This window comes from Nonomuraea fuscirosea (assembly GCF_035917475.1).
In the GTDB taxonomy this organism is placed as follows: Bacteria; Actinomycetota; Actinomycetes; order Streptosporangiales; family Streptosporangiaceae; genus Nonomuraea; species Nonomuraea fuscirosea.
Map to the genome: position 1 here is coordinate 5039627 of NZ_CP109074.1, position 23551 is coordinate 5063177.

Annotated in this window: 16 protein-coding genes; 8 read left to right on the plus strand and 8 right to left on the minus strand. The window is 74.0% G+C overall.

The genetic code is table 11. From position 1 onward, the window contains the following. The first annotated feature begins 4 nt into the window (after window positions 1-4). Window positions 5-2584 (plus strand): glycoside hydrolase family 78 protein, encoded by a 2580-nt coding sequence (locus OIE67_RS23170; protein ID WP_326643660.1) that lies wholly within the window; start codon window positions 5-7, stop codon window positions 2582-2584. Between the two features lie 96 nt (window positions 2585-2680). After that, complete coding sequence (locus OIE67_RS23175; RefSeq protein WP_326643663.1) at window positions 2681-5803, plus strand: CHAT domain-containing protein; 3123 nt, start codon at window positions 2681-2683, stop codon at window positions 5801-5803. Here OIE67_RS23175 and OIE67_RS23180 read toward each other — a convergent pair. Next, the gene (locus OIE67_RS23180) at window positions 5791-6903 is read right to left on the minus strand and encodes a ComEC/Rec2 family competence protein (RefSeq protein ID WP_326643665.1); all 1113 of its coding nucleotides are present in this window, start codon (window positions 6901-6903) and stop codon (window positions 5791-5793) included. The genes OIE67_RS23175 and OIE67_RS23180 overlap by 13 nt on opposite strands. Next, entirely contained in the window at window positions 6900-9956 is a 3057-nt protein-coding gene (locus OIE67_RS23185; protein ID WP_326643667.1) for a hypothetical protein, read from the minus strand. The genes OIE67_RS23180 and OIE67_RS23185 overlap by 4 nt, the downstream gene beginning before the upstream one ends. A gap of 99 nt (window positions 9957-10055) precedes the next feature. Between OIE67_RS23185 and OIE67_RS23190 the strand changes: the two genes are divergently transcribed. Beyond that, on the plus strand, window positions 10056-13499 hold the full coding sequence (locus OIE67_RS23190; RefSeq protein WP_326643669.1) for a CHAT domain-containing protein: 3444 nt from the start codon (window positions 10056-10058) through the stop codon (window positions 13497-13499). Between the two features lie 95 nt (window positions 13500-13594). Here OIE67_RS23190 and OIE67_RS23195 read toward each other — a convergent pair whose 3' ends face one another. Beyond that, a complete protein-coding gene (locus OIE67_RS23195) occupies window positions 13595-14773 on the minus strand; it encodes a patatin-like phospholipase family protein (RefSeq protein WP_326643670.1) in 1179 nt (392 codons plus the stop codon). Between the two features lie 167 nt (window positions 14774-14940). Beyond that, window positions 14941-16041 (minus strand): NADH:flavin oxidoreductase/NADH oxidase, encoded by a 1101-nt coding sequence (locus tag OIE67_RS23200; RefSeq protein ID WP_326643672.1) that lies wholly within the window; start codon window positions 16039-16041, stop codon window positions 14941-14943. Window positions 16042-16166: 125 nt separating this feature from the next. Here OIE67_RS23200 and OIE67_RS23205 point away from each other — a divergent pair, with 125 nt between their 5' ends. From OIE67_RS23205 to OIE67_RS23215, 3 genes are all read left to right on the plus strand, one after another. After that, a complete protein-coding gene (locus OIE67_RS23205) occupies window positions 16167-16892 on the plus strand; it encodes an HAD family hydrolase (RefSeq protein WP_326643674.1) in 726 nt (241 codons plus the stop codon). Continuing rightward, entirely contained in the window at window positions 16855-17274 is a 420-nt protein-coding gene (locus tag OIE67_RS23210) for an HIT family protein (protein ID WP_326643678.1), read from the plus strand. Before OIE67_RS23205 ends, OIE67_RS23210 begins: the two co-directional genes overlap by 38 nt. A 133-nt stretch (window positions 17275-17407) precedes the next feature. Next, complete coding sequence (locus OIE67_RS23215; protein ID WP_326643680.1) at window positions 17408-18088, plus strand: DUF4142 domain-containing protein; 681 nt, start codon at window positions 17408-17410, stop codon at window positions 18086-18088. A gap of 5 nt (window positions 18089-18093) precedes the next feature. Here OIE67_RS23215 and OIE67_RS23220 read toward each other — a convergent pair whose 3' ends face one another. Then, window positions 18094-18384, minus strand: coding sequence for a DUF3040 domain-containing protein (locus OIE67_RS23220; RefSeq protein WP_326643682.1), 291 nt, complete (start codon window positions 18382-18384; stop codon window positions 18094-18096). A gap of 107 nt (window positions 18385-18491) precedes the next feature. Further along, the gene (locus OIE67_RS23225) at window positions 18492-19379 is read right to left on the minus strand and encodes a polysaccharide deacetylase family protein (RefSeq protein WP_326643684.1); all 888 of its coding nucleotides are present in this window, start codon (window positions 19377-19379) and stop codon (window positions 18492-18494) included. Between the two features lie 351 nt (window positions 19380-19730). Here OIE67_RS23225 and OIE67_RS23230 point away from each other — a divergent pair, with 351 nt between their 5' ends. Together OIE67_RS23230 and OIE67_RS23235 are read left to right on the plus strand one after the other, a co-directional pair. Next, window positions 19731-21098, plus strand: a complete 1368-nt coding sequence (locus tag OIE67_RS23230) for a sensor histidine kinase (protein ID WP_326643687.1) — start codon at window positions 19731-19733, stop codon at window positions 21096-21098. Then, the gene (locus tag OIE67_RS23235) at window positions 21095-21748 is read left to right on the plus strand and encodes a response regulator transcription factor (protein WP_326643689.1); all 654 of its coding nucleotides are present in this window, start codon (window positions 21095-21097) and stop codon (window positions 21746-21748) included. The genes OIE67_RS23230 and OIE67_RS23235 overlap by 4 nt, the downstream gene beginning before the upstream one ends. A gap of 61 nt (window positions 21749-21809) precedes the next feature. On the opposite strand, the gene OIE67_RS23240 is transcribed toward OIE67_RS23235, so the two are convergent. Continuing rightward, window positions 21810-22673, minus strand: a complete 864-nt coding sequence (locus tag OIE67_RS23240; RefSeq protein WP_326643691.1) for a DUF2268 domain-containing protein — start codon at window positions 22671-22673, stop codon at window positions 21810-21812. A 50-nt stretch (window positions 22674-22723) separates the two neighbouring features. Continuing rightward, window positions 22724-23497 carry a hypothetical protein gene (locus tag OIE67_RS23245; RefSeq protein WP_326643693.1) on the minus strand — a complete coding sequence of 258 codons (774 nt, stop codon included), beginning with the start codon at window positions 23495-23497 and terminating at the stop codon, window positions 22724-22726. Window positions 23498-23551 lie beyond the last annotated feature (54 nt).

Consider the following 23551-nt stretch of genomic DNA (forward strand, 5'->3'; position numbering starts at 1 on the left):
CGCCTTGCTACACGTCAGCACGCCTGCCTTCGAACACCACGACGACCTTCTCGGCATCGGCGAAGCCTCGCCCCGTCTGTCCTGGACCGTGACCACCGACCTGCCCGGGTGGCAGCAGGCGGCGTACGAGATCGAGCTGAGCGACGGCACCGCCACCGGCCGGGTCGAGTCACGGGACTCGGTGCTCGTGCCCTGGCCGGGCACGCCGCTGCGGTCGCGCGAGCGGCGCGGCGCGCGGGTGCGCGTGCACGGCGCCGACGGCTCGGCCGGCGCGTGGAGCGACTGGTCCTACGCCGAGGCCGGCCTGCTGGACCCGGCCGACTGGCGGGCGGACGCGGCCGCGCCGCCGCTGGAACTGCTGGACGCGCCCGACGGGCCCGCGCCGCTGCTGCGCCGCGAGTTCACCGCCCGCGCCCCGGTCGAGCGGGCCCGCCTGTACGTGAGCGCGCACGGCACGTACGAGATCGAGCTCAACGGCCGCGTGGTCGGCGACGACGTGCTCGCGCCCGGCTGGAGCAGCTACGGCCACCGGCTGCTCTACCGCACCCACGACGTGACCGGCCTGCTGCGCGAGGGCGGCAACGCGCTCGGCGCCACCCTGGCCGACGGCTGGTATCGCGGCCGCATCGGCTTCGCCGGCGGCAGGACCGGCGTCTACGGCGACCGCACGGCGCTCATCGCCCAGCTGGAGATCACCTACGCCGGTGGCGGCACCGACGTGGTGACCACCGACGGCTCCTGGCGCTGCGCGAGCGGCCCCGTCACCGCGGCGAGCCTGTACGACGGCGAGCACCACGACGCCCGCCTGCTCCCGGCCGGCTGGTCGGAGCCCGGCTTCGACGACTCCTCCTGGCTGCCCGCCGACCCGCTCCCCCACGACGCCGCCCTGCTCGCCGCCCCCACCGGCCCGCCCATCCGCAGGACGGAGACGCTGCGCCCGGCCGCGATCCTGACCGGCCCGTCAGGCGAGACGATCCTCGACTTCGGCCAGAACATCGCCGGCCGCCTGCGCGTCCGCGTCCAGGGACCGGCCGGGCACACGATCACGCTGCGCCACGCCGAGGTCCTGGAGGACGGCGCGCTCGGGGTGCGGCCGCTGCGCGGCGCCGCCGCCCTCGACCGGTACACGCTGCGCGGCGACGCCGGCCCGGAGACCTACGAGCCGCGCTTCACCACGCACGGCTTCCGCTACGCCCAGATCGACGACTGGCCGGGCGAGCTGGATCCCGCCGCCGTCGAGGCCGCCGTCGAGGCCGCCATCGAGGCCGTCGTCTGCCACACCGACATGCGCGCGGCCGGCGACTTCACCTGTTCCGACCCGCTGCTCAACCGGCTGCACGACAACGTGCGGTGGAGCATGCGCGGCAACTACGTCGGCCTGCCCACCGACTGCCCGCAACGCGACGAGCGGCTCGGCTGGACCGGCGACATCCAGGTCTTCGCCCCCACCGCCGCGTTCCTGTACGCCTGCGCGGGGCCGCTGACGTCGTGGCTCGCCGACCTGGCGGCCGACCAGGCGCAGGCGGGCACCGTGCCGCCCTACGTGCCGTGGGTCGAGCTGAAGTCCGCCCCCACGCCCACCGCCGCCTGGGGTGACGCGGCCGTGCTCGTCCCGTGGGTGCTCTACGAGCGCACCGGCGACCTGGGCGTGCTGGCCGCCCAGTACGCGAGCATGACCGCGTGGGTGGACCAGGTCGCCGCCCTCACCCACGACCATCTGTGGGACGAGGGCTTCCAGTTCGGCGACTGGCTCGACCCCGCCGCTCCCCCTGAGCACCCAGGCCGGGCGCGTACCGATCACGCCCTCGTCGCCACCGCCTGTCACGCCTGGTCGGCCCGCGTCCTCGCCGACGCGGCGGCGCTGCTCGGCCACTCCGGCGACGCCGCCCGCTACGCGGCACTCGCGGGCGAGGTGCGGGCGGCCTTCCGCCGCGAGTTCGTCACCCCGTCGGGCCGGCTGGCCTGCGACACCCAGACCGCCTACGCCCTCGCCCTGCACCTGGACCTGCTCGACGGGCCCGAGCAGCGGGAACGGGCCGGGCGTCGGCTGGTCGAGCTGGTCGCCGCCGACGACCACCGCATCGGCACCGGTTTCGTCGGCACCCCGCTCGTCTGCGACGCCCTGTGCTCGGTCGGCGCGTACGACACCGCGTACGCCCTGCTCACGCAGCGCGAGTGCCCGTCGTGGCTGTATCCGGTGACGATGGGCGCGACCACCGTCTGGGAGCGCTGGGACAGCATGCTGCCCGACGGCCGGATCAACCCGGGCGAGATGACCTCCTTCAACCACTACGCCCTAGGGGCCGTGGCCGACTTCCTGCACCGCACGGTGGCCGGCCTGGCCCCGGCCGAGCCCGGCTACCGGCGGCTGCGCATCGCGCCCCGTCCCGGCGGCGGGCTGACGCACGCCTCGGCCCGGCTCGACACGCCGTACGGGCCGGCCGCGGTCTCCTGGACCACGGACGGCGGCACGCTGACCGTCGAGGCCACCGTGCCGCCCGGCACGTCGGCGCTGGTGGAGCTGCCGGGCGCGGAGCCGCGGGAGGTGGGGGCGGGCACCCACACGTTCACGGCGCGCCTGTGAGGCGACGACCGGCCGGGCCAGGCTTCGGCGCGTCGCCATGACGTACGGCATCATGAAGCTCGGGGCGCCCGGCCGGGAGTGAGCTGAGGAGTGCGTATGACGACACCGTCGGTCGCCGACGTCCGCCGCCTGCTCGCCGCCGATCCGGCGGCGAGCGCCTGGGTCCCCGCCGCCCTGGGGCTCGTGGAGCTGCTGCACGCGGAGGCCTGGGAGCTGCCCGAGGAGGAGCACACGCTGCTGTGCGAGGAGAGCCTGCCCGTGGCGGCCCTCCTGCTGGGCCTGGCCCTCGACGCGGATGACCGGGCGCTGGTGTCCGACTTCGCATCCTGTGTGCTGCTCGCCCGGTTCGCCCGGCTGGGCGACGACGCGGACCTGGCCGAGGCGGTCCGCCTGAGACGCGCGGAGGCGGCGCGTACGGACTCGGCCTGGGGCTGCGCGGCCCGGGTCAACCTGGCCGGCGCGCTGCTGGTCTCGGCGGAGCGCACCGGTTCCGTGCCCGATCTCGACGAGGCCGGGCAGACGCTGGACACGGCGCTCGGCCAGGCCGCCACCCCGGAGGAGCGGGCCGTCGTCCACGGCGCCCTGGGCAACGTCCACCTGCACCGCTACGACCTGCGCCGCGAACCCGGCGACCTCCGGCTGGCCGTCGAGGCGTTCGCGGCGGCCGCCCGCTCGCCCGATCCGCTCGTCGCCGCGCGGGCGCAAGCCTCGCTCGCCGCCGCGCTGACGCGGCGCTACCACGAGGAGAGCGGCGACGGAGAGGATCTGGTACGGGCGGAGCGGCACATCAGGGCGGCGCTCGCGCACCCCTCGCCGCACTGGCGGGAACTGCTCGTCCGCATCCTGCGCGACCGCTACCAGCATGAGGGCGACGCGGGCCTGCTGGAGGAGGCGCAGGCGACGATCACCGCGCTGCTCGACGCGCATCCGGACGCGCGGGCGGCCTGGGTGAGCACCGCCTCCTCCGTGGCGTACTGCCGCTATCTCGCCCACCACGAGCGGGCCCTGCTCGGCGAGGCGATCGAGCTGACCGAGGAGGCCCTGGCCACGCAGGCCCTGGACGCGCAGGACGAGGCCGTCCTGGTCAACCAGATCTGCCTGCTGCTCACCGAGCGGTTCACGCTGGACGGCGTCCGGGCGGACGTCGACCGGGCGATCGACCTGGCCCGCCAGGCCCTGGCGCACCGGCTGCCGCTGAGCATGGAGCTGGGCGTACGGACCAACCTGGCCAACGCCCTGCATCGCCGTTACGAGTCGTACCGGCAGGTCAAGGATCTGCACGACGGCATCCGTACGATGCGATGGGTGCGCGCCCGCGCCCGCCGCGCCGTGGAGCGGGCGACGGCGCTGCACACCCTGGCGGTGCTGCTCGGCGACAAGGCCTTGGCGTCCGGCCGGGCCGCGGACTTCGACGAGGCCATCGCCTGCGTCGAGGAGGAGATCGAGCTGACGCCCGCGTCCTCGTCGGAGCGGGCCGCGGCGCTGCTCAACAAGGCCGACCTGGTCGGATCGCGGGCGGAGGCCACCGGCGCCGAGGTCGCGCTCGGGCCGCTGATCGAGCTGCTGGAGCAGGCCTGGCACACGTCGCCAGCGGACTCGGCCGTGCGGGCCAGGGCGGCGTACCAGCTCGGGTACCGCCGTGCCGAGCGCGCCGGTCTCTACCACGCCGGCCCCGAGGGAATCACGCTCGGCGAGGAGCGGGCGGCCGACCTGCGCGCGGCCATGGGGCTCTGGCGCGACGCCGTCCTGCTCGACGAGCCGTTCGTCACCATCGAGGCCGGTCAGCAGCTCGGGAACGCTGCCTTCGCCCTGCGCAGCTGGGAGGGGGCCGCGCTCGGCTACCGGGCGGCGCTGGGGGCCGCCGACGCGCTGGCGGAGCGGCGCACGCTGGCCGCCGACCAGATGTTGGCCCGCTTCCCCGTGCAGGGGGTGGCCGCGGCGGCGGCGCTGTCCGCGTTGCAGGCCGGCTCGCCGCACGACGCGGTGCTCTGTCTGGAACAGGGCTCGGCGACCCTGCTGGCGCGGGCCGCCGCCCGGCAGGCCGAGCGGGTGGAGTTCGACGACGTCGTCGCGGCCGCGCGGGCCCTCTCGGGGCCGCTGGTGTACTGGGCGGCGACGCTGGCGGGCGGCTTCGCGATCGTCGTACGCCCGGACGGGCGGGTCGTCCCGGCCGACCTGCCGTTGCTCACCACCACGGAGGTGGAGAACCGGCTGGCCGCGCTGCGTGCCGTCTTCACCCGCCAGGAGGGCGAGACGGTGCTGGACGAGTGGGCCGGCGCGGTGCGCGAACTGCTCGGCTGGGTGTGGACGAGCGCTGTGGAGCCGGTCGTGGCCGAGCTGGACGGGTTCCCGGCCGCCGGCCTCGTGCCGATCGGACGGCTGGCCTCACTGCCGCTGGCCTCACTGCCGCTGGCCACGGCGGCGCCCGAAGGGGGACGGCCGTTGTCGTGGCGTACCGTGCCACGGCTTCTGCCGGGCAGCGGCGCGGTGGTCGCGCGAGAGCCGTGGCCCGCGGCGCCGCGGGTGGCGCTGCTCTGCGATCCGGGCCACGGCTCCCGCCGCCTGCCGCACGCCTTCGCGGAGGCCGAACTGGTGGCCGCGTGCCATCCCGGCGTACGGCCGGTCGTGGTGCCCGGCGACGACGACATGCCCGGTATGCCCGTACCGGCAGGCCGGCGTGCCCTGCGCGCGCAGGGCACGGTGCCGCACGTCGGCGGCGCCGCCACCGAGCGGGACGGCACCGCGGGCGCGGACGGATCGACCGGCGGAAACGACGCCGCTAGCGGAGACGGCGGGTGGATCGACGTGGTGGGATCGGCGGATCTGGCACATCTCATCTGCCACTACGACCTGGACCCCGACCAGCCGCTCGACTCCGTCGTCCGCCTCGGCGCAGGCGTCACGGTGGCCCGGCTGCTCGAACGGCGTTTTCCCGGCTCGCCGCACCTCGTCCTGAGCGCGTGCGACACGGGACTGAGCGGCGTCCAACTGCCCGACGAGGTGATCGGTCTCGGCACGGTGCTGCTGACGGCCGGGGCCCGTTCCGTCGTGGCCTCCCTGTGGCCGCTCGACGACGAGCTGGCCGCCGCCTTCATGGGCCGCTATCACCGGAGGCTGGCGGCGGGCGAGGATCCCGCGGCGGCGTTGGCGGCCGTGCAGCGCGAGGCGACCGGCGAGCACGACGTGGTGGTCTGGCCGGGCCTGGTTCACCTGGGCTGATCCGCCCTGGTCACCGTGCCGGGGCCGACCATGACGGCGATCCCCGCGCTGCCGGGAGGAGGATGCTCGGCCCGGAAACCCAGCTGGAGCGCGAGGTACGCGTCGGCGTACCGTTCGGTGCTCGCCACCCGGTAGTTGAACCAGAAGGTGGGGCGCGGTGCGGCCAGGATGAGCCGGGCCATCGTCGGCAGGCTGGGGTGGCAGCCCTCACCCGGCCGGTAGCGGGCCTCCTTGCCCCGCACTTGGCGCCAGCCGTCGGTGGCGATGAGCCACTGGTCGCACTCGATCGCCGCGAGCAGGGCGGGGCTGAGGTTGTGGGCGCTGCCGTGGTGCGGCACCTTGCACAGGTCGATCCGGTGACGGCCACCGGGCCGCAGCCGGCGCAGCGACTCGACGAGCACCTCGGCGTGCGCGTCGGCGCCGAACAGCACCCGGCCACCGCCGGCGTGCTCGGCGCAGAAGGCGATGCTGGCGCCATTGGCGGGGCTGGTGTCGGCCGTGTAGTCGCGGGCGAGCTCCCGCCAGGGGATGCGGGCCCGGCTGCCCAGGAGGTCGGCCGGCGGCTCGGGTGCCTGCCGGGCCCGCTGTTCCGCTCGCCATTTGTCCCAGTTCGTACGCAGCCGTTCGAGCCGCTCCCAGGTCGGTGACAGCAGGGTCAGCGTGAGCCCGGGCAGGCGGAAGACCGGCGGCGGGCTGTCACTCGCCGGCACGGCGATCGCGCGGCCCCCCGCTGCGGCGTTCCACGGGATCCCGGTCGCGGCCAGCAGCGCGGCGAACCGCTCGGCCCTGGGCTTGCCCAGCAGGTCCGGCGGGACCAGCTGGTCGTAACCGTTGAACCACAGGTCACGGGTGGTGAAGCCGTCTGGGGGCGAGTCCAGCAGGTCGAGCAGCCCGCCGATGTGGTCGTCGTCGATGTGGGTGCACACCACCAGCTCGAAATCGCGCTCGCCGGACGGCTGGCGGGCGAAGCGGGCGGTCAGCGCCTGCCGTGCCGCCGGCGTGCCACCGTCGATCAGCATGCGCCTGCGCCGCCCGCTGTCGTCCCACTCCACCCACAGGCAATCGCCTTCACCCGCCGGCAGGGCCTCCACCCGGATCATGACGGCCTCCTCAGCTCCCAGTCGGTGTCGCCGAAGCCTGCTAGGGCCAGAACGCAGGCGTCGCCGCTCGTCAGCAGCCGTCTGCGGGCGCGCAGCAGGGCCTCGCCCAGCGACGACCCTCCTGGCCGGGCCGCCGCCAGGCGCAGCTCCCGTACGAGATGGACACCCACCGGGACGATGTGCCGGCCCAGCACGGGGACCAGGGTGGCGATGACCCCCGGAGCGCCGTCGTGCAGCAGCAGGGCCGCGGTGTCGGAGAAGAGGGTCGGCCCGCCCGCGGTTGTGCAGCCGAGGACGAGGACCACCGGTTCCGGGCCGCCGTCACCGGCGAACAGGAACTCCAGCCCGTCGGTGATCTCCACCTTGTCCTCGTCTCCGAGGCTGAGCACACCGATGCCGTCGCCGTCCACCTCGGAGTGCGGCACGAGCAGCACCATCGCCGTTGCCGCGCCGCCGGCCCGCGCATCGCGTACCAGCTCGTCCAGGCTCTCCCATGAGGACGCGAAGCGCACGGCGCCGGGCAGCTCGCGTTCGAGCGAGGCGGCGGCGGCGCTCCAGGCGGCGGCGTCGTTGTGGTCGGCCCGGTCGGAGGCGGCCGCGCAGATCGGGTCGAGCGCGCACGCGTGCCGGTCGACGTCAGGACTGATGCCGACGGCGTAGCGGGCGTCGGCGAGGTCGGAACGTACGTGCCGTTCGATCACCTTCGAGGCGCCCCAAAAGCCGAACGGGCACACGACGCCGGGCCGCTCCCGCTCCGGGCAGCCGGCGCAACCGGGCCGCTCCAGCAGGGCGGGGGCATGGGGGCACAGGCTCAGCGAGCGGCCGGGCCCGGAGTCCACCGGCCGGTCGTAGACCAGCTCCAGCGGCAGGAACGCGCCCGGCCTGGCCGAGAATACCGACACGCTGCGGGCCGCGCGCAGCGCCTGGATGGTGCCGGAGGTGTTCCATTCGCGTTCGGGGAACAGGTTCTTGCGCAGCCGCCGGCCGAGGCGGGCAAGGCGGATCAGCAGCTCGGCGAACCGTTCATCCTGGTAGCCGGCGGGCTGGTAGGCGTCGGTGACGAGCAGCCTGAGGCCGCTGAGGAGCGTCTCCACCGTCTCGGTGGGATTGAGCGGTTCGTGCACCTGGACGTACGCGCCCGCCTGGGTCGTGACGGTCTCGGTCCCGGCGCTGTCGGTGCCGTGGGAGAGCGCCGCATCGTGCGCGCGGGCCAGGTCGAGGTCATCAAGGCTCGCGCGGACCACCGCGTCGGCGCGGAACTCGGGCGGCTCCGCCGCTCCTGCCCGGCCGGACAGCACGCCGGTCTGCAGGAACCGAGACCTGTGCAGCACCATGATCGCGATCTCCACGGCGGCGCCCGGCGGGCCCGCCTGGAAGGTCAGCACGGCGGTGCCGCTGGAGCCCTCGGCGGGCAGATCGATCTCGGCGTGCCGGACGACCCGCTCGCCGCCGGGCGGGGGCGCCAGGTCCGTGGCCAGGACGGTCAGGCGGTGCACCGGGCCCGGCGGCAGGGCGTCGGAGGGGAAGGGCTGCTCGTCGGGGCGGGCCTGACCGGCCGCGATGCGTACCCTGACGTGGAACGGGCTGTCAGGGGTGATCCTCTCGGCAGGCGTCTCGCCATCGTGCTCGACGACGTCGGCACGCAGGTGGCGCGCGGAAAGCCGGCGTCCGCGGTGAGCAGCGGCCCGCAGCTCCGCGGCGGTGCCGTGGACGACGGTGCCGGCATCGCCGCCGGGCCCGCCTCTGAGCGCGCGCCGGACCCGGGACGCGTCGTCCCGCGAAAGCGTCTCGTACGGGGCGGCGGCCAGCAAGGGGCGGATGCGGGTGCTGTCGAGGTAGCGGGGATCGGCCACCACGAGGGGCGCCGGGGCGTCACAGGCACCGGCGGCCTGATGAAGTGCGACGTCGAGCGGGGCGTCCTGGGACAGCAACGCGAGCAACGCCTCCAGCCACTGCCGCGGCCGGGGCCCGGGGTCGAGCGCCGCCGCGACGGCGGCGCGGTGCCGCCGGCCGAGCTCGCGCAGGTCCTGCGGCGACCAGGGAGCACCGGTCAGGGCGACCACGGCGGTGGCGCGGACAGGGGAGCTGACCTCGCCGACGAGCGGCCGCGCTCGCTCCTCACCGGAGAGCAGTCGCTCCTGGTCATCACCGAAAAGCGGCTGCCCCCGTTGCTCGCCGGTGAGGAGTCGCTCCCCCTGCTCGCCGGTGACCGGCTGCTCCCGGTCCTCGCTCATGAGCGGTCGTGTCCACGGCTCTCCGGTGAGCAGCAACAGCGACGTCCGGTTCCAGCGGCCGGACGCCGTCGTAGATGTGACCAGCTCGGCCCGGTCCGTGATCGCCGCCCGCAGCTCCCGAACCGTCTCCGTGGCGACCGGGTCGTCAGGCACAGTGAGTCGCAGCGGCCAGCTCCAGCGGGGGATCTCCCTCGGCTCGGCCACCTGGGCCTCGTGCACGACGGATACGACGCCGGTGCCGGAGGCGAGCAGCGCGACGAGCTCGGCGTCACGTTCGTCCTGCCGTACCGCCAGCCGGACGCCGGGCTGCCAGGTGACGGCGATCTGCCACGCGTCGGCGGCCCACGCGACGTCGTCGGGCAGCTCACGCAGCCACGGCAGCGGATCGGACCACGAGAGCAGGGGCGGGACCGACCCGCCGAACGCGCTCGGCCGCGGGGCGAACAACTCCTCCCGGGTGAACACCTCGGCGCCCTCCCCCAGCGCGGCGGCGACGCCGGCGGCGAGCACGGTGTCGACGACCTTCCGCTCGTCCGCGTGCCCGTCCAGCGCCGACACGACCGCGCCGATCACCTGCTCGAACCGTCCATCAAGGCCGTGCAGGTGCTGCCACTCGGCGGCGTCGGTGAACGCGTTCGTGGTGGCCAGCAGGTCGGCGATCGCGGGATGGGCCGCGAGCAGCCCGGGCAGCCCGGCCGGCCCGTCGTCGTCGACCGCCGCGAGCAGCCGCGGGCGCAAGGTCAGCCACTCCGGCCCGGCGAGCCCGGGCAACCGCGGCCAGACGTCGGCCAGGCGGGCGGCGGGTCGGCGAGCGCTCATGGTTCGGCCCTCACGGTGAACGGCGCGGTCAGGACGACGTCGGGACGGGCCGGGAAACGGGAACCGACGGCCCGGGACTCGCCATCTTAGACTCTCACCGTGGCCGACACCCCTGCCGTACCGCCGGACGACCGGCTCGCGTCGGCTCGGGCCGCGGTGGAGGCAGCCGGCCTGGACCCGGCGGAGCGGATCCGGGCGCTCGTCCGCCTGTACGACCTGCTGCAGCAGGGCCTCGACGCCGGCCGCGACGACCTCCTGGACGAGGCCGTAGACCTCGGCCGCGCCTTACTGGCTGCCGCCCCCGACGGCGACGTCCTGTTCGAAGGCCACGCCACGACCGACCCCGCATCCGATCACGACGCCACGGCGAGCGGCGATCCCCCGTCCAACACCGACGCCCACACCACGACCAGCCGCGAGACCGCGTCCAGAACCGGCACCGCATCCGACACCCGTTCCATGTCCTGCGCCGACGCCACGTCCGACGCCCGCTCGGTTCTCGATGCCGCCGCGCGACGTCAGGTCGGGGTCTGCCTGAGTGTCGATCTGGTCCGCCGGTATCGGCTGCGCGGCGGGCCGGAGGAGGATCTTGAGCTGGCCATCCGTCTAGGCCGTGCCCGTGTGCGGGCCGGGGATCTGGTGACGCTGGTTCCCGACCTGGTCAACCTGGCCGGGGCGTTGCTCACCTCGTGGACCGTGCGGGAGCGCGCCGACCACCTGGACGAGGCCGTCGAGCTGCTCGAACCCATCGTGGCCGACGCCGACGTGCTGGCCCCCGCCATGAACTCCGACGTCGTGGAGGCCGGCGAGGTGGCCATGCTGCACGTGAACCTGGCCGCCGCCTACAGCGACCGCTACAACCTCGCCCGCCGCCCCGAGGACCTGGTTCGCGCCATCGGCACCCTGCGCGTCGCCGTCACCGGGCCGGATCCGTCCATCACCGCCGACGCCAGGATGAACCTCGCCTCGGTCCTGCTGGCCGCCCACGACACGGGGGCCGGCGCGGACGACCCCTTGGGTGAGGCCGCCCGGATCGTCGATGACCTGATTCCCGACGGCGACGACTCCTCTCATTCCTGGACCTGGTGGTACACCGCGGCCCGCGTACGGCTGGCGCAGTTCGACGCCGACGGCCGGGCGGAACACCTGGACCAGGCCGGTACGGCGCTGACGCGAGCACGCGCCGGCCTGGCCGCGGGCTCCGCCGAGTGGGCCTCCCAGCTCGCCGCCGAGGCGGCGCTCGCCTTCATCTGCTACAGCCACAACGGCGACCGCCTCCATCTGGAGGCGGCGATCGCCACCGCCCAGCAGGCGCAGGCCCTCGACCACGCGAACCCGTCCGACCTGGCGATCCTGGCCAACCAGGTCTGCCTGGCCGTCACCGAGCGCTTCGAGCTGGACGGCGACCGCGACGATCTCGACCTGGCCGTCTCGCTGGCCAGGGAGGCGCTGGCGCAAGGCCAGCGCCTCGACATCGTCCGGGCTCTGCGCGTCAACCTCGCCCACGCGCTGCACCAGCGCTACCAGCTCACCGGCGCCCGGCGGGACCTGGTGGAAGGCATCGCCACGATCGCTCCTGCGCTCCGTTCCATGCCGCCGTCGCCGGACCGCGCCATAGCCCTCGGCATCGCCGCGACCCTGTACGGCGCGAAGGCGCTGACCATGCGGGCCGACGGCAACACGGCCATGGCCAGGGCCGATGTGGACCAGGCCGTACGCCATGCCCGCGAGGCGCTGTCGCTGGCGTCCGGGGAGTCGCGGGACCGGGTGATCTACGGGTCGGGCCTGGCGTCGTGGCTGATGGGGCGGGGCGAGATGACCGGTTCCCAGGACGATCTGGACGAGGCCGTCGCGTGCTACGAGAGCGCCCTGGCGGGGGCGTCGGAGGACTCGACGGCTCGTGCGCGGATCGCGTACACGCTGGCCGGGCACTACGCGGCGCGGGCGGAGCTGACCATCGGGCCTGAGGGCATCCGGGTGCGGGACCTGGCGCAGGCGCAGCGCGCGTGCGACCTGTGGGACGAGGCTCTCGCCGCGGAGCAGCCGTTCATCAGCCAGTTCGCTGGGCAGCGGCTGGGAGAGATCGCCTTCGCGCTCGGTGACTGGGCCAAGTGCGAGAAGGCGCTCGCGCTCTCCCTTGACGCCGCGCGCGCCTTGACGGCGCGCCGGCCGCGGCTGGCGGACCAGGAGCGGGCGCGGTTCGCCGTGCAGGGCACCGCCGCCGTCGCGGCGCTGGCCGCCACGCGGGCCGGCGATCCTGAACGGGCCGTCGTGCACCTGGAGCAGGCCTCCGCCACGCTCCTCGCCGAGGCGGCGGGACGTCCCGCGGACCGGGCATCCTTCCCCGAGATCGCCGCGGCGACGCAACGGCTGGGCGGCCCGCTGGTGTACTGGGCCGTCACCGAGACCGCCGGGGCCGCGTTGATCGTCACCCCTGAGGGGGTGGTCGTCCCTGTGCCGCTGGAGGTGACCGCGGCCGAGGTGAGCCGGGTGCTCGACGAGCTGCGCGCCGCCTTCACCGACCGGGCCGCCGGCCTGCCCGAGTGGGACCAGGCCGTGGCGCGCGTGCTGCGGTGGACGTGGGACGGCCTGGTGGCCGGCGTCGTCGCCGCCATGGGGCCCGTTCGGAGCGTGGGCCTCGTGCCCGTCGGTCGTCTCGCCGCCCTGCCACTCACCACCGCGCGAGCGCCGGGCGAGGCGGCACTGTTCGAACGTACGGTGCCGCGCGTGCTGCCGAACGCCCGCTCGGCCGAGCAGCCGGCGCCATGGCCTGCGACGCCCCGGGCGGCGGTCGTCTGCGACGCCGGCGATGGCGACGACCACCTGCCCGCGGTCGGGATCGAGGCGCGCCGGGTCGCCGCCCGGTACCCGCAGGATGAGACGCCGGAGGCCGGCCCGCCCGTGTGGCCGACGGCAGTCGCGGAAGTAGGCCAGGGAGACGTCCAGGCCGCCGTGCGGCCGGAAGCCGGTGTGAGCACGACCGCCGGCATGACCGACGCGACGGTCAGCGTAACAGCCGGCACAACGGCCGGCGTGGCGGTCCCGGCCCGCCGCATCCTGCGCCACAGTGGCGGCCCGCCATCCGAGCAGGCGTCCGAGGCGGGGGTCGTGGACGACTTCCTCGGTCGCCTTCGCACCGCCGACGTGGCGCACATCGCCTGCCATTTCCAGCTGGACTTCGCCGATCCGTTCGCCTCTACGCTGCGCTACATGAGCGGCCTCCGGCTCGCGGATCTCTTCGGACGTACGCTGACGCGTCCCGCTCATGTCGTGCTGAGCGCCTGCGACTCCGGGCTGGCCGGGACCCGGCTGCCTGATGAGACGATCGGTCCCGCGCCGCTGCTGCTGGCGTGCGGGGCGCGTTCCGTGCTGGCCGCGTTGTGGCCGCTCGATGACGCGACCACTCCCGATTTCATGGACGAATACCATCGGCGCCTGGCCGCCGGGGTGGAGCCGGCCGCCGCTCTCGCCGGCACGCAGCGGGCCGTGGCCGGGTCGGTGCCCCTGGCCGTGTGGCCCGCGTTCGTTCACATCGGGCCCTGAGCCGTGCACTCGTCGCCCACGCCGGTCCCGGGCCTTTCAAACCGGCTCTGGGCCCGTACCGCTGTCCAAGCCGATCCTGGGCCTGTGCCCGCCGTTCAGGGTGAGCCGAGCTGGGGGCAGTAGTGGGCGACGAGGGCGTGGGTGAGTTGTTCGCCGCGGGTGGCCACCAGATGCAAATTCTCCGGGGTCATGCGGGCGAAGTCGGTCGGGTAGTCGATGACCGCGTCCCGGGGCACCAGGCCGGCGATCGGGACGGGGAGCCGGTCGTCGCGGGTGGCCAGGTACGTGTTGACGAAGCCCTTCAGCGCCCCCGCCTCGGCGGCCTGGTTGAGCCGGGCCCGGGACCCGTCCTGCGCCTTGCCGTACGCGATCTCGAAGCTTCGCTTGAGGCGGCCGAGCATGAAGTTCGGCGCAGCCCGGACCCTCCTGCCCTGGCCCGCGTCCATGGCGATGATGTAGTCGAGGTCGTAGACGTGGCTGGTGTGCGCGGGCGAGCGGCCGGGCAGCAACGGGGTGAGGCCGAGGTTGTCGTACACGCCTCCGTCGGTCATCAGCAGGGTCCTGCGTTCGCGGGTGCCGTCGCGGCTGATGAAGGTGTATGTACGGTTCAGCGGCGGCAGCAGGGCGGGGAACGCGGCCGAGCCGGCAACGGCGTCGGCCACGAGGACGGGGTCGGCGATGTCCCCGACCGGCGACAGCGAGCTGACCCGGCTGCCGAACCTGACCGCGTTGCCCGTGGCCAGGTCCGTGGCGGAGATGATCGTGTCCAGGCCGGCGCGGGTGACGTCGGCGAGGTGGCGGCGTCCGAACGGCCGGGCGGCCAGAGCCCGTACCAGCGCCTCGGTGCGCGTGGCCGAGCGCGGCCTGCCCGCGACGGCGCCCACGAGGCTGATGCCGGCGCTGAGGACGGCCCTGGGGGCCAGGGCGCGGCGGGCGAGTTCCCAGTGCAGGCCGGTCGTGACCAGGTCGGTGACGCCGGCGTCGAAGTCGGCGAAGCTCTCCGGCCCGTACGCCCACATGGCGGCCAGGAGGCTGCCGCCGCTGATGCCGGAGACGATCGTGACGTCATCCAGGATGCCCCGCTCGTGCAGGGCCCGCAGAGCGCCGAGCCCGAACGCCGTGGCGCGGAACCCTCCGCCCGACAGCGCGAGCCCGATCCGGGGCCGGGCCCCCCGTGTCTCCAGCGGCGACGCGGGCTCCGAGTCACCCGGCGATGGCCTGCGTGCCCGCGCTGCGGCTTTCGTCGTCGTCGGCTGGACCACGTCATCGCTCATGTGCGCACCCGCGGCTCGACCAGGAACACCACCCGGCGAGGAGACGCCTCACCAGGCCATTCCATTGTGCACACGAAGCCGCCCCGGTCGACAGCCGCGCCATGGAGATCGCGCGACCGCAGCAGGCGACGCCCGGGCAACGCTCGTGGGTGCCTCCGGCTGGACCGTCAGGCGCGGTGGTACTGGGCGGGGGTGGCGACCCGCCCGCCCAGTTCCCCGGCGGCGCGGCGGGCCCAGTACGGGTCGCGCAGGAGCTCGCGACCGAGCAGGACCGCGTCCGCCCGGCCCGCGGCGACGATCTCCTCGGCCTGGGCGGGCTCGGTGATCTCGCCGACCGCCGCCACGGGCATGCCGACCTCGTCGCGGACCCGCTCGGCGAAGGGCACCTGGTAGCCGGGGCCGGTCACCACCCTGGCGCCGGGGGCGTTGCCGCCGCTGGAGACGTCCAGCAGGTCGACGCCGCGGGCGTGCAGGTGCTTGGCGAACCGTACGGTGTCGTCGGCCGTCCAGCCGTCGCGCTCGTCCTGCGGGTTCTCGGTGAGCCAGTCGGTGGCCGAGACGCGGAAGAAGACGGGCAGGTCGTCCGGCCACACGGCGCGGACGGCGTCCACGACCTCCAGGGCGAGGCGGATCCGGCCCTCGAACGTGCCGCCGTACCCGTCGGTGCGGTGGTTGCTGTGCGGGGAGAGGAACTCGTGGATGAGGTAGCCGTGGGCGCCGTGGATCTCGGCGACCTCGAACCCGGCCGCGAGCGCCCGCCGGGCGGCGGCGGCGAACTGCCCGACGACCTCGCCGATCCCGTCCGCGGTCAGCTCCCGCGGGGTCGTCGACTCCGGGCCGAACGGGACGGCGCTGGGGCCGAACGGGGTCCAGGCGTGCGGCTCGCCGGGCTTGAGCGGGCGGCCCTGCTCGACCCAGGTGCGTTCGGTCGAGGCCTTGCGGCCGGCGTGGGCGAGCTGGACGGCCGGGACGGAGCCCTGCGTCTTGATGAACGCGGTGATCCGGCGGAAGGCGTCCACCTGGACGTCGTTCCAGATGCCGAGGTCATAGGGTGAGATGCGGCCTTCCGGGCTGACCGCGGTGGCCTCGGTCATGACCAGCCCGGTGCCGCCGGTGGCGCGGGCGCCCAGGTGGGCGAGGTGCCAGTCGGTCGGCGCGCCGGCCGACTCCCCCTCGGGCGCGGCACTGTACTGGCACATCGGGGCCATCCAGATCCGGTTGGGGATGGTCAGTGACCTGAGGTCGTACGGGGTGAGCAGGGCGGCCACGGGGATGCTCCTCGTCAGTACTCGTGATTTACTTGCACACGCCTTCTATTTATATCTGCGACTAGCCGCGCACGCAATTTCCCCCGGATACGGCCGGAGATCCGCGGCCCGCTATCTTGGCCCCTGTGATCCGCGCGGTAGTGCTCGACGTCGACGACACCCTCTGTCTCACCGAGGCCGCCTGCTTCGACCTGGAGAACGACGTGCTCGCGCGCCTCGGCCGCGAGCCGATGTCCCGGGCCGCGCACGTGGCCACCTGGGGGCTGCCCCTGCTCCAGGCGATGCCGCGGCGCTCGCCCGGCCTCGATCCCGACGCCTTCGCCGCCGTCTATCCGGAGGTGCTCAGGGCGTACGTGGCGGCCGGCCGGCTGGACGTCGTCGCGCCGGAGAACCTGCGGGCCCTCGACGAACTCGCCGCCGCGGGCCGCCGCCTCATGCTGCTCACCTCACGCACCGAGGCGGAGATGGAGCACCTCATGGCGCCCGGCCACGCGCTGACCGGGCGGATCGCCGCCGTCTACCACGCCGGCAACGTCCGTCACGGCAAGCCCGACGCCCGCGCCTTCGACGAACTGCTCGCCGCCACCGGCCTGGAGCCCCGGCAGTGCCTGTACGTGGGCGACTCCCCCGGCGACGCCCAGGCCGCCAACGGCGCGGGCCTGCGCTTCGCCGCCTGCTTGCAGAGCGGCCTGCGGCAACGCGCCGACTTCGCCCCGCACCACGTGGACGCCTTCCTCGACACCTTCCCCGACCTGGTCGACACCGTCACCCACCTGGAAACCCCGGCGGCGGCCGGGTGCGATCATCGTACGGATGAAGGAGAGATGCGTCTTCTGCGAGATCGTCGCTGACCGGGCTCCCGCCTACCGGGTCCTGGAGGACGAGCACGCGGTGGCGTTCCTGACCATCGCCCCCGCCACGCCCGGCCACACCCTGGTCGTGCCCCGCGATCACGCGCGGGACCTGTGGGACCTGCCGGAACGCAGCTTCGCCGAGGTGGCCCGGCTGGTGCATCGCGTGAGCACCCTGCTGCGGACGGCGCTGGCCCCGGACGGGATGTCCGTCACCCACGCCACCGGTGCGGCGGCCGGGCAGGAGGTCTTCCACTTCCACGCCCACGTCGTCCCGCGCTGGCACGGCGACGACGCGCGGGTGATGTGGAACTGCCGCCGGGCCTCGCCGGAGGAGCTGCGAGAGGTGCTGGAACGGGTCGGCGCGGCACGCGGGCGCTAGCTTCCGTGCGGCGGCACGAGTTGCACGATGCAAATCTTGCACACTGCTATGAACACCGCTCACCTCCGCTGCGTATCCATGAGTGACCAGCGCCGCAGGGCGGCCACATCCCCGACCCCCGGAAGAGGTGGCCATGCGAATCCGCCGTAGCCGTCACGTCATCATCGTCTGTGGCATCGGCCTGCTCTGCTCGACGAGCGCCTGCGCCACCTACACGCCGACGCCCGTCTCGGACGTGGCCGCCCTCAGCACCGCCACCGCCGGCATCACCACGGAGCCGGACGACCCGGCCTCCTCCCCCGCCGAGGAGGAGGAGACGGAACCCGCGACCCGGCAGACGGAATGGGGGCCCCTGTCGGAGGCCGACCAGGAGCTCGTCCGCAAGGTGCGGCTGGCCAGCCTGTGGGAGATGCCCATGGCGCAGGACGCGGTGCAGCGGGCCAGCACCGCCCGGGTGCGCGAGGTCAGCGAGACGATCGCGTCCCAGCACCACACCCTCGACCGCCGGGTACGGGAAGCGGCCTCGAAGCTGGAGATCAAGCTGCCGGTGAAGCCCACGGCGCAGCAGCAGTCCTGGATGAGCGACATCTCCAGCAAGTCGGGGGCCGCCTACGACGCCACGTACGTCAAATGGCTGCGGCTGGCCCACGGCCAGATCTTCGGCCTGATCGGCGCGGTCCGCGGCAGCACCCAGAACACGCTGATCCGCCGCTTCGCCGAGCAGTGCAACAGCGCGGTGCTCAACCACCAGCGCCTGCTGGAGAGCACCGGCCTGACCACCCCGGCGAGCTTCCCCTCCCCGCCCGCCACCTGACCCGGCTAACGCTGCAGCCGCACCTTGGCGTCCGCGGGGTTCTCACAGGAACGGGACCGCGCGTCGGCGCAGGCGTACTCCCCCGACGACAGCATCAGGACGATGCCCATCATGAAGACGGCGCAGGTCAGCAGCATCAGCATGAGCCACACCTGGAGAAGACCGTCCCGCCCGCGAGGCCCCCGCCTGCGCGCCGAGGAGGCTCCGGACAGCAACGCGTCGAGTTCGGGATCCTCCCTCGACAGGCGCGCGTCCATCTCCTCGAGCGCGCGGCTCTCCTCCCCGGAAAGGCCCATGCCTCACATCCCCTCGACGGCCGGTGACTGACCATTCAGCCGCACTCAGCATGCCGCATGAAGTGAACGTTGCATACTGCAATAAAGCTGTGATGCCGCACGCCCGGTCACGCGTGCTCCCAGGCGTACGCGGCGACCTGGGCGTGGGTGGCGTACCAGACGCCGTCGTGCGCGCCGATGTGGTCGACCAGCTCGCTCAGCGCGGCCATGCGGGAGCGGTGGCCGATGACGTGCGGGTGCATGGTGAGCTGGAACAGCCCGCCCTCCGCGAGGGCGGCGTCGAACTCGTCGCGCCAGATTCCGGCCACCTGCCGCGGCGGCGTGTACGGCCGGCTCCCCGTCTGCGGGTCCATCCTCAGGTACGGCGCGTCGTCCCTGATCCACTCGACCGGGATCTCCACCACGCCGGTCGGCTCGCCGTCGGCCAGCAGCTCGTACGGCTCGTCGTCGGCCATGAGCGAGGAGTCGTACCGCAGGCCCAGCTCGCGGGTGATGGCGAGGGTGTGGTCGGAGAAGTCCCACGACGGGGTGCGCAGGCCCACGGGGCGGGTGCCGGAGAGCCGTTCCAGGGTGTCGGCGGCGCGGAAGGCCAGCTCGCGCTCGGTGGCCGGGTCGAGCAGCAGGTTGCGTTCGTGGATCCAGCCGTGCAGGGCGACCTCGTGGCCGGCGGCGGCGTAGTCGCGTACCTCGCCGGGGTGCAGCAGCGCCGAGACCGCCGGCACGAAGAACGAGGCGGGGATGCGGTGCTGTTCCAGCAGGCGCAGGATGCGCGGGGCGGCGGCGCGGGAGCCGTACTCGCCCTGGGAGAGCCGGCCCGGCCGGGTCTCGCCGTCGCGCAGCGGGAGCGTCTCGTGGTCGGAGTCGAAGGAGAGGGCGACGGCGACGCGGGCGCCGCCGGGCCAGGAGCTGGGGCGCAGGCTCCGCCCGGCACGCACGCGCTCGACGTGGCCGCGCCACGTGGGCTCGTCCCACTGCCAGGGCTGCTGTTCGGTCATGACGCGACGATAACCCGATATATCCGGATAACGAACCGGGTCATGACGCGGGACGCCATTCCCGCGTGGAGAATTCGGGTCGGCGTTGTGCCGCGCGCCGCATCCTCGGCCACCTGACGGAAGCGACTTCGCGCCGAGCTCGTCACTGCCTCCCGGCCGAGGACGGCGGCGCGCGCTTCGAGCGGCGATTTCACGATGGCCAAGGCAGGTCGTGCACCATCCCCGGCTATCAATGACGCCATTCTTGGCTGCTTTCCAGGCAGCATTCCAACGAAATCACGGGTGCATTCCCCTGGGTTATCGATATGCCCTCTCCGGGCCGTGAATTCGCCTCGGCATACAATCGCTGGCGTGAGATGGAACCTGCCTCGCCGATGGGCGTGCCTCATCCTGGGCGGGGCGCTGCTGATGCCGTACATGATGGTCGGGGTGCTGATCTCGGGCCTGGTGCGCGGCCGGCCGGCCGACCTGCTGCTGCCGCTCGAGGTGGGCGTGTTCGTCGCGATGCTGCCCGTGGTGGCCGTGACCGGGCTGTTCCTGCCGGTGCGGGCGCTGGAGCTCAACGCGGCGCAGGGCCTGCTCGGGGCGCGGGTGGAGACGCCGCCGCGGCAGGCGGGCAGGTCCTGGGAGGAACGGCGGCGCACCGCCGCCTGGTTCACGCTGCACCTGGGCGTCGGCGGCGTGGTCAGCGGCTGCACGCTGGCGATCGTGCCGTTCACGATGTTCACGCTCGCCCTCCCGTTCACCGGGGGGACGAGGATGCTCGGCATGGACGTCGCCCCCGGCCGGCCCGCCGTGAGCTGGGCGCTGGCCGGGCTGGCGCTGCTGGCGGCGCTGGTCGTGCTCGCGGCGGGCGCGGGCGAACTGCTGGCCAGGCTGGCGCCCGTCCTGCTCGGCCCCACTCCGTCCGAACGGCTGGCCGCCGCCGAGGAGCGGGCCAGGACGCTGGCCGAGCGCAACCGGCTGGCCCGCGAACTGCACGACTCGGTCGGGCACGCGCTCAGCGTCGTCACCCTGCAGGCCGCAGCCGCGGGGAAGGTGCTCGACCGCGATCCCGGCACGGCCAGGACCGCGCTGGCCGCGATCGAGCACTCGGCCCGCGCCGCCCTGGAGGACCTGGACCACGTCCTCGGCGTCCTGCGCCACGGCGAGGAACTCCGTCCCGCTGCCGCACCGGAACGCGACCACCGCGAGAAGGCCCTTGGAAGCTCCCCAGCCGGCGCCGCGTATGAGGAGGCGCCAGACGGGGAAGCGCCCAGCCGGAAGGCGCCTGACGGGGAGACATCTGCCGGGGAGACGCCTGACGGGGACGCGAGTCCGCGCATGCCGCTGCCGGGCCGGCGCGCGCCTCAGGCGACGCTGGCCGATCTCGGTGCGCTCGTGGACGCCTCGGGAGCCGAGGTGCACCAGGACGTGGGCGACCTGTCAGGGGTGCCGGCCATGGTGTCGCGGGAGGCGTACCGGATCCTGCAAGAGGCCCTGACGAACGCGATCAGGCACGGCCGCGGCCCCGTGCGCCTGACCGCCGCCGTCGAGGACGGCGAGCTGCGCCTGGAGGTCGCCAACGACGGCCGCCACGGCAGCGCGACGCGGACCGGAGGCAGGGGCGTGGCGGGCATGCGCGAACGCGTACGGCTGCTCCGCGGCGACCTCCAGGCGGGCCCGACCGACGCCGGATGGCAGGTCACCGCCCGCCTCCCGCTACGGTCGGGTGCATGACACTCAGAGTCGTGATCGCCGACGACGAGGACCTCATCCGGGCCGGTCTGCGCGTCATCCTCGACGCCGAGCCTGATCTCAGCGTGGTCGGTGAGGCCGCCGACGGCGCCGCGGTGCTGCCCGTGGTGCGCCGGGAGCGGCCCGACGTCGTTCTCATGGACGTGCGCATGCCCGCCCTCGACGGCATCCGCGCCACCGAGCGGCTGATGACCCTGGACGAGCCGCCCAAGGTGCTGGTGGTGACCACGTTCGAGAACGACGACCACGTCTACGACGCGCTGCTGGCCGGGGCCAGCGGCTTCCTGCTCAAGCGCACGCGTCCGGACGATCTGGTCCAGGCCGTACGGCTGGTCGCGTCGGGCGAGTCGCTGCTGTTCCCCGCCGCGATCAGGAGACTGGCCGGCCGCCGCGCCCCGAGCCCCTCCCCCGCCCGCGTGCCCGGCATCGACCGCCTGACCGGCCGCGAGGGCGACGTGCTGCGCCTCATGGCCAAGGGCCTGTCGAACCACGAGATCGCGGCCGATCTGGTCGTCAGCCAGGAGACGGTCAAGACGCACGTGGGCAACGTGCTGGCCAAGCTGGGCGCCCGTGACCGCACCCAGGCCGTGATCGCCGCGTACGAGTCGGGCTTCGTGTCTCCGTCCGACTGACGACGGAGCACCCGCCTCGACCGACGAAGCACCCGTCCGGTCGGCGACGGCTCCCGTCCGGCTAAGGACGGATCCCGCCGCGCCGCATGAGCTCGGCGACGGGCAGGACGGTCGCCTCCGCCGCGCTCAGCCCGGTGGCGGCCAGCGCCCGGTCCACCAGGTTCAGCCCAACCGCGTATCCCGCCATGTCGGGAATGCCGCGCGGCTCCTGCCCGAAACGGACCATGGCGCTGTCACCCAGCACGTATGCCGACGTGTGCTGCATCCCGGCCAGATCGAAATCGGCCATGATCAGCTCGTACGCCCGGTCGAACGCCTCCCCTCGCACCATCGACGACCACGGCCCCATCGCCTCGGCCCCCGACAGTTCCCTGACGAACGCCTCGGCCAGCCCCTCGGCCACCACGTGCTCGCCGACGGTCACCGTGACCGGGTTCCACTCGACGTTGGTGTAGCGCACGTTGTGGTGGAACTCGTGCACCGCCAGATGGCAGATCCGCCCGAGCACCTCCTCCGACGGCCAGGCCAGCAGGTAGAGCCAGCCGGGCGCGCCGCCCATGCCGTAGTAGCCGCCGGCCGTCGTCATCAGGTGCTCGTTGTCGGGGTTGCCCATCATGAACATGATCTGCAGCGATTCGACCTGCTTGGCCCCGTGGAGCCGCTCTGAGGCCCGTTCCAGCTCGTGCCGCACCTGCCCGAGCACGTCGGCCTCGATCATGCGCCGCACGGCGGGCAGGTAACGCGGGTCCTCGGTGTCGACCAGGAAGCCGCCGCCCTGCTGGTGGATGTCGACGATGTCGCCGGGCATCGGGACCACCTCGCGGATGGGCGCCAGCACCTCCCGCAGCAGGCCGGGCCGCCGCTCCAGCGGCTGCTCCAGCAGATCGGCCATGGCCGTCAGCGTGTCGTGAACGATGAATTCCATGTCGGCGACGCTAAAGCCTCACGTTACGTGAGACTCAACCGGATTAACCGTCAGAGCGGCGCCTCATCGCCCGGGTCCTCCCCCGGCGAGCGGCCCGGCGTGCTCGGCCCGCTCTGACTCGGTGACGGCGACTGCGACGGCGAAGGCTGCGGCACCGGCGTCTCGGGCGTCGGCGGCGGCGTCGGCACGAACACCGTGGGCGGCAGCTGCCGCGGCTGCGGCTCGCTGTCGCGCCGCCCGAGCAGCATCACCAGCAGGATGACCGTCACCAGCAGGAGCAGCAGCACCAGGGTCAGCGCCGCCAGCAGCACCCGCTTGCGCGTCTCGGTCAGCGGCCTGGGCGGACGCCCCGGACCCGGGAGCGCCGGCGCGCGGTCGGTCAGCCAGTACGGGACGAAGTCGGGCCCGTGCGCCGCCCCGATGAACGTCCCGCCCACCATGACCGGATCGAGGAACCACTCGGCCCCCGGCTGCCCCGGCGCGTACGGCACCGCCACCCACGGCGCCCGCCCGCCCTCGTACGCCAGCACCTCCGGCGCGCCGTCCAGCACCGCGCCCCGCGACCGCCCGGGACGCCCCAGCCGGCCGCGCAGCCCGGAACGCTCGCGCCCGCCGGCCTCCCTGATCGCCGTGACGAACCGGTCGCGCGCCGCGGCGTCGTACGCGGCCCCCCGGGTGAGCACGGCCAGCGACACGGCCCGCCCGTCGGGCGACTGCGCCAGGTAGACGAACCCGGCGGGTGCCGCGTGCAGGCGTGCCTGCACCACGTAGGGACCGAGCCCGGGCGGATCACCGTACTGCAGGGGACTTGCCACGTTTGCCATGAAAGCACAGACGTGGCGTCGTGCACGTTTGCGGCGCGTTTGGTGGAATGGCGT